Source organism: Kocuria subflava, from assembly GCF_012163155.1.
Classification (GTDB): Bacteria; Actinomycetota; Actinomycetes; order Actinomycetales; family Micrococcaceae; genus Kocuria; species Kocuria subflava.
Genome location: NZ_JAAVUN010000006.1, coordinates 25,509 through 41,793, shown reverse-complemented (window position 1 = coordinate 41,793; position 16,285 = coordinate 25,509). Strand labels below are relative to the sequence as shown.

General features: G+C 66.3%; 14 protein-coding genes. 9 read left to right on the top strand and 5 right to left on the bottom strand.

What is annotated here, in order from left to right:
• The first annotated feature begins 56 nt into the window (after nucleotides 1–56).
• Entirely contained in the window at nucleotides 57–941 is an 885-nt protein-coding gene (locus tag GTW58_RS14275; protein ID WP_189587255.1) for a YflT domain-containing protein, read from the top strand.
• A gap of 35 nt (nucleotides 942–976) precedes the next feature.
• Here the strand turns inward: GTW58_RS14275 and GTW58_RS04555 are convergent, their stop codons facing one another.
• A complete protein-coding gene (locus GTW58_RS04555; RefSeq protein ID WP_119933204.1) occupies nucleotides 977–2,542 on the bottom strand; it encodes an aminopeptidase P family protein in 1,566 nt (521 codons plus the stop codon).
• Nucleotides 2,543–2,758: 216 nt separating this feature from the next.
• Between GTW58_RS04555 and GTW58_RS04550 the strand changes: the two genes are divergently transcribed.
• Nucleotides 2,759–3,610: a PHP domain-containing protein gene (locus tag GTW58_RS04550; protein ID WP_119933205.1), complete on the top strand. Its 852-nt coding sequence runs from the start codon at nucleotides 2,759–2,761 to the stop codon at nucleotides 3,608–3,610.
• A gap of 80 nt (nucleotides 3,611–3,690) precedes the next feature.
• Here the strand turns inward: GTW58_RS04550 and GTW58_RS04545 are convergent, their stop codons facing one another.
• From GTW58_RS04545 to GTW58_RS04530, 4 genes are all read right to left on the bottom strand, one after another.
• Nucleotides 3,691–5,457, bottom strand: coding sequence for a DEAD/DEAH box helicase (locus tag GTW58_RS04545; RefSeq protein ID WP_119933206.1), 1,767 nt, complete (start codon nucleotides 5,455–5,457; stop codon nucleotides 3,691–3,693).
• A gap of 329 nt (nucleotides 5,458–5,786) precedes the next feature.
• A complete protein-coding gene (locus tag GTW58_RS04540) occupies nucleotides 5,787–6,023 on the bottom strand; it encodes a DUF3107 domain-containing protein (RefSeq protein ID WP_047688454.1) in 237 nt (78 codons plus the stop codon).
• Between the two features lie 54 nt (nucleotides 6,024–6,077).
• Nucleotides 6,078–6,704, bottom strand: a complete 627-nt coding sequence (locus GTW58_RS04535; RefSeq protein ID WP_047688410.1) for a TetR/AcrR family transcriptional regulator — start codon at nucleotides 6,702–6,704, stop codon at nucleotides 6,078–6,080.
• Nucleotides 6,705–6,720: 16 nt separating this feature from the next.
• Nucleotides 6,721–8,064, bottom strand: a complete 1,344-nt coding sequence (locus GTW58_RS04530) for a glutamyl-tRNA reductase (protein ID WP_119933207.1) — start codon at nucleotides 8,062–8,064, stop codon at nucleotides 6,721–6,723.
• Between the two features lie 179 nt (nucleotides 8,065–8,243).
• Between GTW58_RS04530 and hemE the strand changes: the two genes are divergently transcribed.
• From hemE to hemB, 7 genes are all read left to right on the top strand, one after another.
• Nucleotides 8,244–9,395 (top strand): uroporphyrinogen decarboxylase, encoded by a 1,152-nt coding sequence (gene hemE / locus GTW58_RS04525; RefSeq protein ID WP_370448282.1) that lies wholly within the window; start codon nucleotides 8,244–8,246, stop codon nucleotides 9,393–9,395.
• A gap of 106 nt (nucleotides 9,396–9,501) precedes the next feature.
• On the top strand, nucleotides 9,502–10,992 hold the full coding sequence (gene hemG / locus GTW58_RS04520; RefSeq protein ID WP_232818064.1) for a protoporphyrinogen oxidase: 1,491 nt from the start codon (nucleotides 9,502–9,504) through the stop codon (nucleotides 10,990–10,992).
• A 116-nt stretch (nucleotides 10,993–11,108) separates the two neighbouring features.
• A complete protein-coding gene (gene hemQ / locus GTW58_RS04515) occupies nucleotides 11,109–11,840 on the top strand; it encodes a hydrogen peroxide-dependent heme synthase (protein ID WP_232818065.1) in 732 nt (243 codons plus the stop codon).
• 92 nt (nucleotides 11,841–11,932) lie between these two features.
• A complete protein-coding gene (locus GTW58_RS04510; protein ID WP_119933222.1) occupies nucleotides 11,933–13,189 on the top strand; it encodes a ferrochelatase in 1,257 nt (418 codons plus the stop codon).
• A complete protein-coding gene (gene hemC / locus GTW58_RS04505; protein WP_189587256.1) occupies nucleotides 13,189–14,253 on the top strand; it encodes a hydroxymethylbilane synthase in 1,065 nt (354 codons plus the stop codon). Before GTW58_RS04510 ends, hemC begins: the two co-directional genes overlap by 1 nt.
• A 1-nt stretch (nucleotide 14,254) precedes the next feature.
• Entirely contained in the window at nucleotides 14,255–15,199 is a 945-nt protein-coding gene (locus GTW58_RS04500) for a uroporphyrinogen-III synthase (protein WP_157980508.1), read from the top strand.
• Nucleotides 15,196–16,206, top strand: coding sequence for a porphobilinogen synthase (gene hemB / locus GTW58_RS04495; protein ID WP_047688402.1), 1,011 nt, complete (start codon nucleotides 15,196–15,198; stop codon nucleotides 16,204–16,206). The genes GTW58_RS04500 and hemB overlap by 4 nt, the downstream gene beginning before the upstream one ends.
• Nucleotides 16,207–16,285 lie beyond the last annotated feature (79 nt).

Genomic DNA, 16,285 nt, shown 5'->3' with positions numbered 1-16,285 from the left:
GCGATGATGCAGCGGATCTTCACGTGACTTTCAGTGAACCGGGTGATCATGACGGCATGAGCTTTTTTGGTCAGCGTCCCTCGTCCCTGGCTCCCACCGGTCTGCCCGAAGGCCAGGCCATTGGCACGTTCTCCCGCTACGCCGATGCCCAGAAGGTGGTGGATCACCTCTCTGACCAGCACTTTGACGTGCAGGCGGTCTCGATCGTGGGTCATGACCTGCGTTCCGTGGAGCGGGTGACGGGCCGGTTGTCCTATCCACGGGTGGCCATGCTCTCCGCAGCGCAGGGCGCCATGTTCGGTTTGTTCTTCGGTGTGATTCTGGCCATGTTCGGAGGCAGCGGCTGGGGAGTCTCGGTTCTGCTCACCGTGCTGCTGGGGGCCGCGTTCTGGGTCATCCTGGGCGTGATCAGCTTTGCCGCCCAACGGGGACGCCGCGACTTCACCTCGGTCTCCACGTTCGTGGCCGCCCGTTACGACGTCGTGGTCCGTGGTGACCTTGCGCAGTCGGCACGCCAGGCCGTCCAGGGACTCAACCTGGCCGAACTGCAGCCCGGGGGATGGGGCGCCCCGCACCAGCAACCCCAGCCGCAGCAGCCTGTTCAGCAGGCAGGCCCGCAGTCAGGACCCGTGAGTCAGGGTCAACGCCAAGGCACGGGTCAAGGCACGGGCTCGAGCGCTTCGGGTTCCAGTGCCGCAGGTTCCAGTGCTGCAGGTTTCAACGCTTCGGGTGGAACTGCCACGGGTCACGCGCCCTGGAATGGCGGCCAACCGGCGTCGGGGACTCACGGTGCCCCGGGTCAGGCCGCGTCCCAGCAGCCGACCCGCCGGGCTCCCGCACCTGGTGAGAAGGACCTGCCGGATGGTCGCCCCCGCTACGGGGTGCGCGTGGATCCGCAGGAAACCCCTGGGGACGCTGGGCAGTCCCAGCAACAGTCCTGAGCAGGCCCCAGCAGCACTGTGCCGGGGAACCCGACTCAGTGCTGCCGGGCCATCCAGGATTCCACCTGGTCCGGATCACGCGGGAGGGCAGCGGAGAGGTTGTGGTTGCCGTCGGCGGTGACCAGGACGTCGTCCTCGATCCGCACACCGATGCCGCGGTACTCGGCCGGGACGGAGAGGTCTTCTTCCTTGAAGTAGAGACCCGGTTCAATGGTGAACACCATGCCGGGTTCGATCACGGCGTCCTGGTACATCTCGCGGCGGGCTTGGGCGCAGTCGTGGACGTCCAGACCCAGGTGATGACTGGTGCCGTGGGGCATCCAGCGACGGTGGTGCTGACCCTCCACGGACAGCGACGCCTCAGCTGAGACCGGCAGCAACCCCCACTCTTCCAGGCGGGCGGCCAGGACCTTCATGGCGGCATCGTGCACGTCCCGGAACCGGTTGCCTGGCACGGCCACGGTGAATGCGGCATCGGCAGCATCCAACACCGCTTGATAGACCTTGCGTTGCACCGGGGTGTAGCGGCCGTTGACCGGCAGGGTCCGGGTGACGTCAGCCGTGTAGAGGGATTCGGCCTCCACTCCGGCGTCCACCAGGATCAGATCCCCGTCCCGGACCACACCGGTGTTGCGGGTCCAGTGCAGCACGGTGGCGTTGTTGCCCGAGGCCGCAATGGTGTCGTACCCCAGATCGTTGCCTTCGGCCCTGGCCCGGGCAAAGAAAGCACCTTCCACCACACGTTCTCCGCGCGGCTTCTGCGTGGCCACCGGCAGGGCCTGCACCACGTCTGCGAAACCGCGAATGGTCATGTTCACGGATTCCCGCAGTTGGTCGATCTCATGGGAGTCCTTGACCAGGCGCAGTTCGGAGAGAGCCTCCAGCAACGCCGAATCCACAGCATCTTCGGCAGCCAGGTCAACCCCAGCTGCCAAGCGGGCGGCATCCACCATCTGGTCCACGACCGCGTCCTGCCCCTTGATCACGCGGATGCGCATTCCACCACCGGCGGGGTCGCCCACGTTCTTGGAGACCGCAGCCTCCAACCCGCTCAGATCCGCCGTCTTGATGCCGTAGGCGCTGCTGATCTCCCGCAAGGAGGGCCGATCTCCCACCCAGAACTGGCCGTTGCGGGTGTCTGCGTAGAACTCCTGGGTGTCATGCCCGGCCATGGGATGGAAGTAGAGCGTGGCGGTGTGGTTGGCGTCGTCGTCACCCGTGCCGGTCTCCACCGGCTCCATCACCAGCACCGCGTTGGGCTCGTGGTCCACGCCCAACCCGGTCAGGTGGGCGAAGGCGGAGTGGGGGCGGAAACGGTAGTCGGTGTCATTGGAGCGGACCTTGGGTGCACCGGCCGTGACCACAATGCGCTCACCCGCGAACTTCTCCGAAACCCGGCGGCGGCGCTGCGCGGCGAATTCAGCAACTGCCTCCCGCGGCAGGTCCGCATCCGGCACCGGCGCCCACTGGGAGGCCATAAACGTTTTGAAGGCCTCGGATTCCGGGGAGCGGGTCCGGTTGTCACCGCGCTGGGCCATGGACTGCTCCTCGGTGGGTGCGGACTGCTGGGCGGGGGTGGCGGAATCCTTCTGGGTGGTCATGTGGCTCCGTTCGGGTGGAAGGTGCAAAGCATGAGGGGCAGCAACCCTGCGGGTCATGGGCTTGAGCCCCGAGCTCAATCGTGCCACGTCCTGGTGCGTGCCTGAGTTCTGCGCGGAGCCACCAATTGACGCTGGGAGCCACCAGTTGAAGCGGGAATCCAGGGGCGCAAGCGGGGATCCAGGAGTGCAGGCCGGCAGCCGTGCCAGGATGGTTGCATGAAGATCGACCTCCACACCCATTCCACCGTTTCTGATGGCACACAGCCCCCGGCTGAAGTCATGGGGTCGGCGGCACAGGCCGGTTTGGACGTGGTGGCGCTGACGGATCATGACACCACCGCCGGATGGGCTGAAGCCGCGCAGGCAGCCGCCCGCCTGGGGGTGAGTCTGGTGCGTGGCACGGAGGTTTCCTGTCAGACGGAACACGGGATCTCCGTTCACCTGCTGTCCTACCTCCACGATCCGCATCATGAGGGACTCAATCAGGTGATGGAGAGGGCCAGGAACTCCCGCCTGACGCGCGCGCAGCGCATGGCCGAGTTGATCGGCAACGATTACCCCATCACCTGGGAGATGGTCCAACGCCACGTTGCTGACGGAGCCACGGTGGGACGCCCTCACCTGGCAGACGCCTTGGTCTCAGCCGGTGTGGTGGCGGACCGCACGGAGGCATTCGACACCGTTTTGCACCCACGTTCCGGGTACTACGTGCGCCACTACGCGCCGGACCCGGTCACGGCCGTTCGTCTGGTTCGGGAAGCGGGCGGCGTCCCGGTCATGGCGCATCCCCTGGCCTCTCTGCGCGGCCGGGTGGTGGGGCAGGAGGTTTTTGACACCATGATTGCGGCCGGGTTGGGTGGGCTGGAGATCGCCCACCGGGACAACCCGGATGCTGCCCGCGCTCAACTTTCCGAGATGGCCGCACAGCACAATCTGATTGTCACCGGGTCCTCCGACTATCACGGGGCCGGCAAGCCCAATCGGTTGGGGGAGAACTTGACCTCTGTGCAGTCGCTGCGCCGGATCGAGGCGGAATCCAGTGGGGTCACGCCCGTCCTGTGGGCATGACGCCAACTCCTGGCCCAGATGTGACTTGTGCCGCCCATCAGGCCTGATGGGCGGCACAAAACACTGCTCAGCGGGGAGGGTCAGCCCTCCTGGGACTGCACCTCACCGTTGGTGGTCCTACGGCGCCGACGACGACGCCGTGCTGCACCTTCCGCTGACCGGTCACGCGGGGCGGTGGTGGAGTTCTCAGCGGCGGAAGCCGAGGTTGCCTCACGGTTCTCGGTCTTGCGTTCGTGGTCATGCGGGCGACCGTCACGCTGGGCCTGGTTGCTCCCGTTGGAGTCACCCCGGCGTCCGTCCTGATCGCGACGGCCTTCACCACGACGGCCTTCACCACTACGCCCTTGGCCGCCACGGTTGTTCGAGCGGCGCCGATTGCGTCCCGAACCTCCGCGTGAATCCTCACTGTCACGCTCGGAACCGGAGCCACCACGTCGGTTACGGCCCTGACCGGCATCACTGCGACCGGAGGGCTGGCGTCCGGACTTGTCAGGGCCACCCAGGTCTTCGAGTTTCTCCGCGCCGAGCCCGGCGTGGGTGCGCTTGTCCTTGGGCAGGCGGCCCTTGGTGCCTTCCGGGATGTTCAGGTCCGTGTAGAGGTGGGCGGAGGAGGAGTAGGTTTCCTGCGGCTCCTGGACACCGAGCTCCAGGGCTTTGTCGATCAGGCGCCAGCGCGGGACGTCGTCCCAGTCCACGAACGTGACGGCGGTGCCCTTGTTCCCCGCACGCCCGGTGCGACCAGTGCGGTGCAGGAAGGTCTTTTCGTCCTCCGGGCACTGGTAGTTGATCACGTGGGTGACGTCGTCGACGTCGATGCCGCGCGCGGCCACGTCCGTTGCCACCAGCACGTCAACCTTGTTGTTGCGGAAAGCGCGCAGCGCCTGCTCACGGGCACCCTGACCCAGGTCACCGTGCAGGGGAGCGGCTGCGAACCCGCGGTTGGTCAGCTCATCTGCCACCTTGGCTGCGGTGCGCTTGGTGCGGGTGAAGATGATGGTCTTGCCGCGGCCCTCGGCCTGCAGAATGCGGGAGACCACCTCGTCCTTGTCCAGGTGGTGGGTCCGGTAGATCACCTGGCGGATGTCCGCCTTGGTGGTGCCTTCATCCGGGGCTGCAGCACGGATGTGCATGGGCTTGGACATGTAGCGGCGGGCCATGGCCACCACGGGGCCGGGCATGGTGGCGGAGAACAGCATGGTGTGGCGGACCTTGGGCACAGTGGAGAGGATCTTCTCCACATCCGGCAGGAAGCCCAGGTCCAGCATTTCATCGGCCTCGTCCAGGACCACGGCCTTGACCTGGGAGAGGTCCAGGTGGTGCTGGCGATTGAGGTCGATCAGACGGCCAGGTGTGCCCACAATGATCTCCGCGCCCTTTTCCAGGGCCTCGATCTGGGGCTCGTAGGCGCGGCCACCGTAAATGGTCAACACGCGGGCGTTGCGGGTCTTGGCCGCCGTGGCCAGATCCGAGCCCACCTGAACGGCCAACTCACGGGTGGGGACAACGATCAACGCCTGGGGTGCACCGGCGTGGGCGAGTTTGCCCCAGCCGTCGTCGTCGCGGCCCACCACACGCTGGATCACGGGAATGCCGAAGCCCAGGGTCTTGCCGGTGCCGGTCTTGGCCTGGCCGATGATGTCCTGGCCGGTCAACGCCACGGGCAGGGTCATGGCCTGGATGGGGAAGGGGGAGGTGATGCCCTCCGCTGCCAAGGCGTCCACGATGTCCTGGCGCACGCCGAAGTCCGCGAACGACTTGGGTGCGGCCTCAACGGTCTCGGGGGTGGCCTCCACGGAGGATTCGGCAATCGCCTCAACGGATTCGGGGGTGGAATTGGTCTCAGTCACAGGTTTTCGGGGTCCTCTTACGTTGATCGGGCGCGGGGGCAGCGGCGTGGGGCGGCTGATGCATCGTGGGTTTTTTGACGACGCCGCACCATGTGCCGTGCGGCAACCACGTCTGTGGTGCGGACACGCGCTTGGCGGAAGCCGATCGCGGTGTGCAGGCTTCGCCTAGGGCGCCAACCGAAAAGCTGAAGACGTGTTGGGTGTCTACGACCGGTCATCCGAATACGGGCCAACTCTACCGCGACCGGCGCTGCAGGCCGAGATGTTGGAGCCGAACACGAAAAAAGTGCAGATCCGAGAAACGGATCTGCACTTTTTCCATCACCACGTCAGTTGTTGGAAACACCTGGCATGAAACCGACCTTGCGGCGCGATTCGCTGCCGATTTCCACGTAAGCAATCCCTGTAGAGGGAATTATGGTGGTGTGCTCCTTGGTGTCCGTAAGGGTCAGCACGGAACCGTCCGCCAGAGCGGCACTGACCAGTTCTTGGGCTTCCTGGGCGCTCAACGGGGAGTCCACAACAACTTCACGTCCCACGTTCTGGATGCCGATCTTGATCTCCATGGTGCCTCCTGCGGCTCTGGTGACGGGGTTCAGTTCCCCCATCCTAGGAAGGTGTCATTGCCAGTCTTCGTCGATGATGCTGATTCCGCCCCAGGCTAAACGGAACACCTGGCGTTGAGCCTGCTCACGGTCGCCCACAGACGGGTTGTGTGCCCAGTAGTAGGCACCGGCTTCCGCCATGGCCGTCAGAGAGCGGGCCAGCATGACGGCGTGGGCCTGACTGATTCCGGCATTGGGTCCCAGCACGGAACCGATGGCTTCTGCCACGCCCATGTGGAAGTTCTCAAAGCGTTCGCGGATCTCCGTGTCGGCCAACTGGTCCGTGTGGAAGATCAAGCGGTAGGCCTGCGGGGAGTCCGCCACAAAGTCGAAGTAGACGTTGAGCATGGACTCAACACGCGTGCGGTTGACGGTGCTGGACTGCAGGGCGGTCAGCAGGCGGGCTGCCAGCTGATCCAAGTTGTCATCCACCAGCGCCAGGTACAGCTCCCGTTTGCCCGGGAAGTGCTGGTACAGAACGGGTTTGGAGACGCCTGCAGACTCTGCGATGTCATCCATGGAGGCTTTGTGGTAGCCGTGGCGGGAAAAGATCTCCAGGGCAACGCCCAGTAGTTGCTCCCTGCGTTGCTCGCGGGGCAGGCGGGTTGATCTCAGGGGCCGGGCGGACCGTGATGTTGGCATGGGAACTCCTGCCGGTTCAGCCGGCGGCGCGCGGTGCGGAGGGCAGGCGCGGCTCGGAGGTGGTGTGTTGGCCGCTCACGGCAGCATTCGTGCCGGATTCTTGGGCGGGCGCCTGGGCCGCTGGAACTTCTATGCCGAACAAGGCCTCCAGGCCCATCAGGTAGTCCTCGGCACGGCCCTCGGCAGCCATTTTCCGTGCGCGCACGGTGGGTTGGTGCAAAAGGGACTTGACCATGCGGCGCATGGCGAACTCGATTTCCTCATGGGCCCCGGTGCATCCGTGCTGCTGGCGGATCTTATCCAGCTCCTGCTCCAGGACACCCATGGTGTGTTTGCGCAAGGCCACGATGGCAGAGCTCATGTCCCTGCCCGTGCGCTGGTTCTTGAACCGGTCAGCGGCCTGGTCCACGATGCGCTGGGCAGCCGTCACGGACTCCCCGGTTTCCTCCGGTGCAGCCAACTTCACGGATTCCAGCGTGATCAGCTCCACGTGGGGAAGGTCTGCCACGGAAGGATCGAAGTCCCGGGACAGAGCCAGGTCCACCACGGTCAGGGCATTGGTCGGCATGTCCTGGGCCGGCATGGGTTCTGCTCCACCGGAACATCCGATCACGACGTCGCACCGGTTCAGGGCGTCTTCCAGGTCATCGGATGCCACGGGGGTGCCACCGCGGTTGGCGGTGAACTGTTCCGCGCGCCCGGAGGCCGAATAGACCTCAATGTCCGCACAGCCCCGGTCACGCAGCGCGGCCATGGTGGCGCCCGCATAGGCTCCGGTTCCGAACACCAGGGCGCGTCGGTCCGGCCACTGTCCGTCGGTGACGTCGTCGGCAAGATCCAGGGCCACGGACACGATGGAGCGGCCCCGTTCACCCAAACTGGTGTGGGTTCCCACCTCGCGGGCAGTGTGGGCGGCGGCCTCGAACAGCCTGACCAGCTCACCGCTGGCGGTGCCGTCACGCTGGGCCTCGGTCAGGGCTCGCCGCACCTGGCCGGTGATCTCACGTTCACCCACCACTGCCGATTCCAGGCCGGAGACCACGGTGAACAGGTGACGTGCGGCGTCGTCCTCGGTCAGCAGTTGCACTCCATGGGCCACGTCCTGGGGATCGAATCCGGCCCGTTCGGCCAACAGACCCACCAGCTCGGCGCGCGTTTCCCTCAGGGCCGCAGCATCCTGGGTGGGGGTGTTGATCTCCCCGTAGAGCTCCAGCCGGTTGCAGGTGGACAGGGCCACGGCGCCGTTGAGCAGACCGGATCCCACCAGGTCAGAGGGCAGACCTCTTGCACCGTCTGCCAGGCGGGCAACGGTTGTCAGGTCAACATCGCGGTGTGAGGCCACCAGTGAAAAGAGCACCACAGTGCAAGCATCGTAACGCGCAGACCGCTGTCTGTGCCTCAGCAGTGTGGCGCACCACGTGGCCGCGCACGCGCCGACGTAGGGCCGGTGCTGCGGTGGTGCAGGCCGCACGAGTGATACGCCTGCCCAATGACGAGGCGTCACCAAAGTCCCGGACGGTGCTTGGCACAATGGCAGTGATGACTACTGCACCCTCAACTTCCGGTCACAGTGACGTGACCGATGACTCCGCTCCCGCAGGTTTCCGCCGCGGATTCCACAACCTTCCCCAGCAGCATCCTCTGCGCGCCGGAGGCACCGTTGACGCGCCGTTGCTGCAGGCCTTGACCGCTCGGAAGCCGTCGCGGCGGCCCGTGTGGTTCATGCGCCAGGCGGGGCGCTCGCTGCCGGAGTACCGTGCAGCCCGGGAAGGCAACGCCATGCTGGATGCCTGCCTGACACCCGATCTGGCTGCGGAGATCACCCTTCAACCGGTGCGCCGCCACAACGTGGATGCCGGGATCTTCTTCTCGGACATCGTGGTGCCCCTGCGGTTGGCCGGGGTGGGCGTGGAGATCGTGCCCGGCAAGGGTCCGGTCCTTGACACCCCGGTCCGAACGGCTGCAGATGTTGCCGCTCTGCCGGAGATCGACGACGCCGCTCTGGAACCCATCCGTGAAGCCGTGGCCTTGACCGTTGCTGAACTGGGCAGCACCCCGCTGATCGGTTTTGCCGGTGCCCCGTTCACAGTGGCCGCATACATGGTGGAGGGCGGCCCGTCCCGTGACCACCTGCTGCCGCGCACCATGATGCACGCGGATCCGGACACCTGGGAGGCCCTGGCCGACTGGGCCGCGCGAGCCTCCGGTGCGTTCTTGCGGGCACAGGTGATGGCCGGTGCCTCCGCCGTGCAGCTCTTTGACTCCTGGGCGGGGTCCCTGTCCGTGTCCGACTACCTGGACCACGTGGTGGGTCATTCCGCCACCGCGCTGTCAGCTGTTGCGGACACTCCCGTGCCGCGTATCCACTTCGGCACCGGAACCGGTGAACTGCTGGGGGCCATGCGTGATGCTGGTGCCGAGGCCGTGGGTGTGGATCACCGCATCCCGTTGCAGGAAGCCAATCGGCGCCTGGGTGGGCGCACCGTGGTGCAGGGCAACATTGATCCGGCACTGCTGCCTGCGCCGCGTTCGGTGCTGTACCGGCACGTGGACGAGGTGCTGCGCGGTGGCGCCCTGGCCCCGGGCCACGTGGTGAACCTGGGGCACGGAGTTCCGCCGCACACGAACCCCGATGTGCTCACTGACCTGGTGGAGTACATCCACCAGAACCCCGCGGGGACAACCGGTTGAGCATGGTTGCGGCTGCCTGAACCACGTGCAGTCCTCAGCACCTGAATCCCATGACCGTCAGGCCTACATCTGAACCGTCCGGCCTACATCTGAAAGGAGCCCAGCGGTGACCACCAGCTCGGATCGGAGTGCGTCCGTGTTCCTCCCGCGCAAGCCTCGCAGCGCGTTGGTGGTGGGTGGTGGCATTGCCGGACTGGTGGCGGCACGGGATCTGGCCAAGGCCGGTCTGCGGGTCAGCTTGGTGGAGTCCCGCCCGCAGTTCGGCGGTGCTGTGGGTTCGCACATGGTGGCTGAATCGGTGTTCGATTCCGGTGCCGAGTCCTTTGCCACTCGCACTCCGGACGTTGCGGCTCTGATTGATGAACTCGGTTTGACGGATCGTGTGTGCACCCCGAATCAAGCTGGATCCTGGGTATACCTTCCCGACGGAGCCCGGCCCGGTGAGCGCTCCGGTGTGCTGGGCATTCCGGGAGACCTGAGCAGTGACGCACTGCGTCAGACCCTGGGCCGCCTGGGCTGGTGGCGGGCCAAACAAGATCTGAAGCGTCCCGCCCGGATCGGGTCCCAGGCCACCACCGTGGGTGAGCTGGTGCGCGCCAGGATGGGCTCCGCCGTCGTGGACAAATTGGTGGCCCCCTTCACGCTGGGTGTCCATTCCCTGCACCCGGATGATCTGGATGTGGACGCGGTGGCCCCGGGACTCAAGCAAGCCTTGCGGGAGAAGGGCTCACTGGTGGCTGCTGCCGCCTCCCTGCGCGCGGCAACCCCGGCTGGGCAGAACGTTGCCAGCCTGCGCGGTGGCATGAACGTTCTGGCTGAAGCACTGGTCCGCGACCTGACCCGGCGTGGAGTCAAGCTGGTGGCCGGATACGACGTCCTGGCACTGGACCGGGACCCGCGCCGGGATGGCTGGATGGTGGTGCAGCGTCAACCCGAGGCCGGTGACAAGACCGCGATTGCCCGCGGTGAGCTGCTGGTCATGGCAGCTGATGGCACCAGCGCCATTCGTCTGCTCTCCGGCGCCGACCCCGAGTTCTCCCACCTGCAACCTGACCCCAGCCCCCGGGTTGCCCTGGCAACCCTGGTGGTTGACTGCCCTGCGTTGGATTCCGCTCCGCGTGGCACCGGGGTCCTGGTATCACCGGCCGTGACGGATGTCCGGGCCAAGGCCATGACCCATGCCAGCGCCAAGTGGGAATGGGTCCGTGATGCGCTGCCAGAAGGGCGCCACGTGGTCCGGTTGTCCTACGGACGCGGTGGTGGAACCGATGCCCAACCGGCGCCGGAACTGGAGCTTTCCGATGACCAGCTGGTCAGACTGGCTCTACGGGATGCCTCCCGGTTGTTGGGCGTACCGATCGAGCCCCAAGACCTGGTGGATGCGGACGTAGTCCGGTGGGAACAGGCCCTCAGCCGCCCGTCGGCCGGACACCCGGAACGTGTGATCAAGGTCCGGGAGGGAGTTTCGCGCCTGCCCAGCGCCATTGCCGTGGGGGCGTGGTTGGCTGGGACGGGCCTGGCCGCCGTCGTTGCTGACACCAGGGCGCAGGTTGCAGCGCTACTGGCCAGCAGGGGAGTGCACCCGGCTCCGGACTGAGGCGGTAAGCAGCAAGCAGCCCGAGCAAAAACTGAACACACCATCACCGAGCCGCCTGCGGGTATGCAGCCCGCACCGTCGGCTCACCATCGCAGATGACGAGGAAGTGGAAAACCGTGAGCGAGCACGCACACAGCAGCCAGGCAGCCGAGGAAACTGGTCAGAACCAGGGGCAGGAAACCCTGTACTGGGCGGTGTGGTCCGTCTACGCCCGTGACACCAACCGTGTGGCGCTGGAGGCCTCCCAGGAAGCGGCTGCCGTGCAGGAATATGACTCCCTGGTGGCCGAACTCCAGGCCCAGGGTGTGACCGTGCGCGGCACCTACGACGTCTCCGGGCAGCGCAATGATGCTGACGTGATGGTGTGGCTGCACGGTGAGGACCCCCAGGCGCTGCAAGCGGCACTGCGCAAGATCCGCCGCACCGCCATGATGAGTGGAACCCACCAGGTGTGGTCCTCCATGGGTGTGCACCGTGATGCGGAGTTCACCAGCAACCACCTGCCGTCCTACGCTCGAGGCACCGAACCGGGTGCCTGGCTGTGCGTCTACCCGTTTGTGCGTTCCTACGACTGGTACTACATGGATGCCGAACGCCGGTCCCAGATCCTGCGCAGCCACGGCATGAAGGGCCGCGATTACCCGCAGGTCCAGCCCAACACCATCGCCTGCTTTGGCCTCAACGACTACGAGTGGCTTCTGGGACTGGAAGCCCCCGAACTGGTGGATCTGGTGGACATCATGCGCCACTTCCGAAACACGGAGGCCCGCCTGTACGTGCGTGAGGAGATCCCGTTCTACACGGGCCGTCGCGTGAACACCACCGAACTTCTGGAGGTCCTTCAGTGAGCCACAACGAATCCACGGGCAACGATGCCAAGCCGGAGGAAACTCTGGCACCCTCCGCCGTGGTGGTTCCCACGGGTGCCGAACTGGAGCGGATTGCAGCGGACGGTGGAGCCGGTGCCGCTGCGGGACGTGATCACGAGTCCTCGGCAGCCCTGAGCCAGGCGCGTGCCGATGCACCCGCCGACTGGGATGCCGTGGTGCTCTCCAGCTTTGGTGGTCCAGAGGGCCAGGATGACGTGATCCCGTTCCTGCGCAACGTCACCCGCGGACGCGGCATCCCGGACGAGCGTCTGGAGGAAGTGGCCACCCACTACCGTGCCAATGGTGGGGTCTCTCCGATCAACGCCCAGAACCGTGCGCTGCGGGAAGCCCTGGAAACGGAAATGCGTGCCCGCGGGATCCAGACGCCCATTCTGTGGGCCAACCGAAACTGGGACCCCTACGTGGCCGATGTTCTGCGTCAGCTGCACCAGGACGGCAAGGACCGTGTGCTGGTGTTGGCCACCTCCGCGTTCTCCGGGTACTCCTCCTGCCGCCAGTACCGCGAGGACTACGGGGTGGCCCTGGAGGAGACCGGGCTGGTGGATCAGATGACCGTGCGCAAAATCCGCCAGTACTACGACTCCCAGGGCTTCCTGATTCCCTTTGTGGAGGGACTTCAGACTGCATTGACTCAGATCACCGAACAGGAGGCGTTCCAGGACGGCCCGGTGCGCATCCTGTTTGCTGCCCACTCGGTGCCGGACGTGGACGGTCTGACCTCCGGACCGGAGCAGATGCGGGATCAGTTTGTGGGCGGCTCCGCCTACGTCCACCAGTTGCTGGCCGCTTCCCGGGAGATCATGAACCGGATTGGTGGGGCCACCGGTGAAACCCCGGAATGGGAATTGGTTTTCCAGTCCCGCTCCGGTTCGCCCAAGGTTCCGTGGCTGGAGCCGGACGTCAACGACGCCATTGAGAAGGCTGCTGAAGACGGCGCCACGGGGGTGATTGTGGTGCCCATCGGTTTTGTCTCCGATCACATGGAAGTCATCTGGGACCTGGACACCGAGGCCGCCGAAACTGCCGGCGAGCAGGGCCTGGCTTTCATCCGCACGGCCACCCCGGGGACTCACCCCGCGTTCGTGTCTGCTCTGGTGGATCTGCTGGAACAGCGGATGGTGGGCCGTGACGCCCCGCCGCGCGTTTCGGCGTGTGCGGAGGGCACCTGGTTTGACACCTGTGCCGCTGAATGCTGCGTCAAGGTGCTGCGTGGGGCCACTGAACCGCGCCCCACGATTTCGCAGCGCACCCCGGCAGAACCCTTGCCGGTGGGCCTTGACGACGTCGCCGCAGTGGTTCAGGCGTGATGCCGGAAGATCCTGCCGTGACGGGGCCTGCAACTCTGCGGATCGGAACCCGTGGCTCCGCCCTTGCCACCACACAGACCGGGCACGCCGCGGATGCCCTGGTGGCAGCCGGTGGGCCCGCCTATGAGTTGGAGATCATCCGCACGGAAGGTGATGTTGCCACCGGCTCCTTGGCAGCTTTGGGTGGTACCGGGGTTTTTGCAGCTGCTCTGCGGCACGCCCTGGTGGATGGCCGGGTGGATCTGGCCGTGCACTCCCTCAAGGATTTGCCCACAGCACCCCATCCGGGACTGGCCATCGGGGCCGTCCCAGTGCGTGAGGACCCCCGGGACGCGCTGTGCGCTCGGGACGGTCTGAGGCTGGAAGACCTCCCGGAGGGTGCCACCGTCGGCACAGGCTCACCCAGGCGGGTCGCCCAACTGTTGGCTGCCCGCCCGGACGTGACCGTGGTGGACATTCGCGGCAACGTGCCCACCCGTCTGGCCAGGGTCGCGGGCCTGGATTCCTCCGGCCCCGGTGACTTGGACGCGGTGGTGTTGGCCAGCTCCGGCCTGCGGCGTCTGGGTCTTGAGGGCCACATCAGCCAGCACCTGGATCCCTCCGTCATGCTGCCGGCTCCGGGGCAAGGCGCTCTGGCCCTGGAGGTGCGGGCGGAGGTGCTGCATGCCGATGCCGAGTTGGCAGCCCAGGCCTTGGGCGCCTACGGAGACGTCCCGGAGCACGTCCGAACACCCCAACGCCCAGGGCAGGCGGAGCTGGATGCAGCACTGGTTGCGGCCCTGAGTCGCGTCAATCACGTGGAATCCCGTTGGGCCGTCAGCGCCGAACGTGCCTTGCTGGCGCGGCTGGAAGCCGGCTGTGCGGCGCCGGTGGGCACCTTGGCCACCGTGGAGGACGGTCTGCTGGTGTTGCAGGTTGCGGTGGCCTCACCGGACGGAACACGTCTGATGCGCCGTACCGAGGCCTCGGATGAGCTCTCCGTGGATGCAGCCCGGGAACTGGGACGCCGAGTGGGTGACGGGCTGCTGGCTGACGGCGCTGCCGAACTGGCTGGACTGCGCTGACGTGCCCCGCGGTGACACGGTGCTCAGTGGGTTACGTGTTCTGGTGACTCGCACACCGGAGCGTGCCGGTGACCTGGTGGCCGGTCTGCGTGACCGTGGGGCAGAGCCGGTGCTGGCACCCATGCACCAGGCTGCAGCGGTGGCCGGACAGGAAGCCCGTGACCTCAGCCAGCTGGTGCGGACGGTGGCCGACGCCGATGCACGGGAATGGTTGGTGTTCACCTCCGTCAACACCGTGCGTGCCCTGCAGGCGGTTGTTGAAGGTGCCGATGGCGGCAGTCCCGACTCCTCCCGCCATGACCAGGCTCTTGACCTGGGGGAGCACCTGGCGCAAGCCGTTGCCGGAGGTCTTCAGATTGCCGCCGTGGGTGCGGCCACCGCACGGGCCGCACGCAATGCCGGGTTGCCGGTGCATCTGGTCCCACCCCCCGAACAGTCTTCGGCCGCAGGGTTGGTGAACGTGTGGCCCCATGCGGCGGAGGTCAACCAGCCAACGGCCACCGGCCCGGCTGTGGTGTACTTGCCCCAATCAGCCTGGGCACGCGCCACCTTGCGTGACGGGCTTGAGGCAAAAGGCTGGAGGGTGGAGACGGCCGTGGCCTACCGCATGGTGGACTTCCCGGCGGCCAGCCCTCTCACGGAGGTGACCAGCACTGGTTCCGTGGCCGTGTGGGACCCACATCGTGCCCGGGAGGAACTGGCCCGGGGGACGGTGGATGCGGTGGTGGCCACGGCGCCGTCGTTGTTGTGGGCACTGTTTGCATCCACTGACGGCAAACCCCCAGCCCCCGCGGTTACCGTGGAGCCCATGGCCTGCGCGGTGATGGGGGAGCCCACCCTGAACGCGGCCCAGGAACTGGGGCTGAAGGCCGTTGCGGCCACCGTGCCGGATACGGCCGGATTGCTGGATGCACTGGAACACGCTGTCAAGGAGAACCGAGCATGAACCCCGGTGGAGAGATCACCCACCCCCGCAACCTTCCGTACCGCCCGCGGCGGCTGCGCACCACGCCCGTCATGCGCTCGCATGTCCGGGAAACCCGGGTGCATCCCAGTCAGTTGATCCTGCCCGTGTTCGTGCGGGAAGGTGCACGGCAACCGCGGCCCATCACCTCCATGCCCGGGGTGGTGCAGCACTCCATGGAATCGCTCAAGGAGGCTGCCCAAGAGGCAGTGGAGCTCGGTCTGGGCGGTGTCATGATCTTTGGCGTGCCCACTACCTTGGACGCCACCGGCTCCGGAATCCTGGCACAGGACGGGATCCTCAACCGGGCCCTCAATGAAGTTCGCGCGGAGGTTGGCGATGACATCCTGGTCATGGCGGATCTGTGCCTGGACGAATTCACCGACCACGGCCACTGCGGCGTACTGGACGCCCAGGGGCGGGTGGACAACGACGCCACACTGGATCTCTACGCCCAGGCAGCCGTGGCGCAAGCCCAGGCCGGCGCACACGTCCTGGGCCCCTCCGGCATGATGGACGGGCAGGTGGGAGTGATCCGTCAGGCCCTGGATGAGGCCGGACACACCGATGTTTCCGTGCTGGCCTACTCCGTGAAGTACGCCTCCGCCTTTTACGGTCCGTTCCGGGAGGCCGTGGACTCCACCCTGACCGGGGACCGCAAGACCTACCAGATGGATCCCGCCAATCGCCGCGAGGCCCTGCGGGAACTGCAACTGGACCTGGCTGAAGGCGCGGACATGGTGATGGTCAAACCCGCCATGTCCTACCTGGACATGGTGCGGGAGGTGGCTGATCTCTCCCCGGTTCCGGTCTCCGCCTACCAGATCTCCGGTGAGTACTCCATGATTCAAGCTGCAGCGGCCAACGGCTGGATTGATCGCCGGGCGGCCGTTGAAGAATCGATCCTCTCCATCCGCCGAGCGGGAGCGGACACCGTGCTGACCTACTTTGCCGCCGACTTCGCTCGCTGGTGGCACCAGGACAACTGACTTCCCGCCCCGTGAACACCCTGGGCGGCTGCAACCCCGGATCCGGTTTTCACCCCGGACCACGACGACGAAAGAGGAC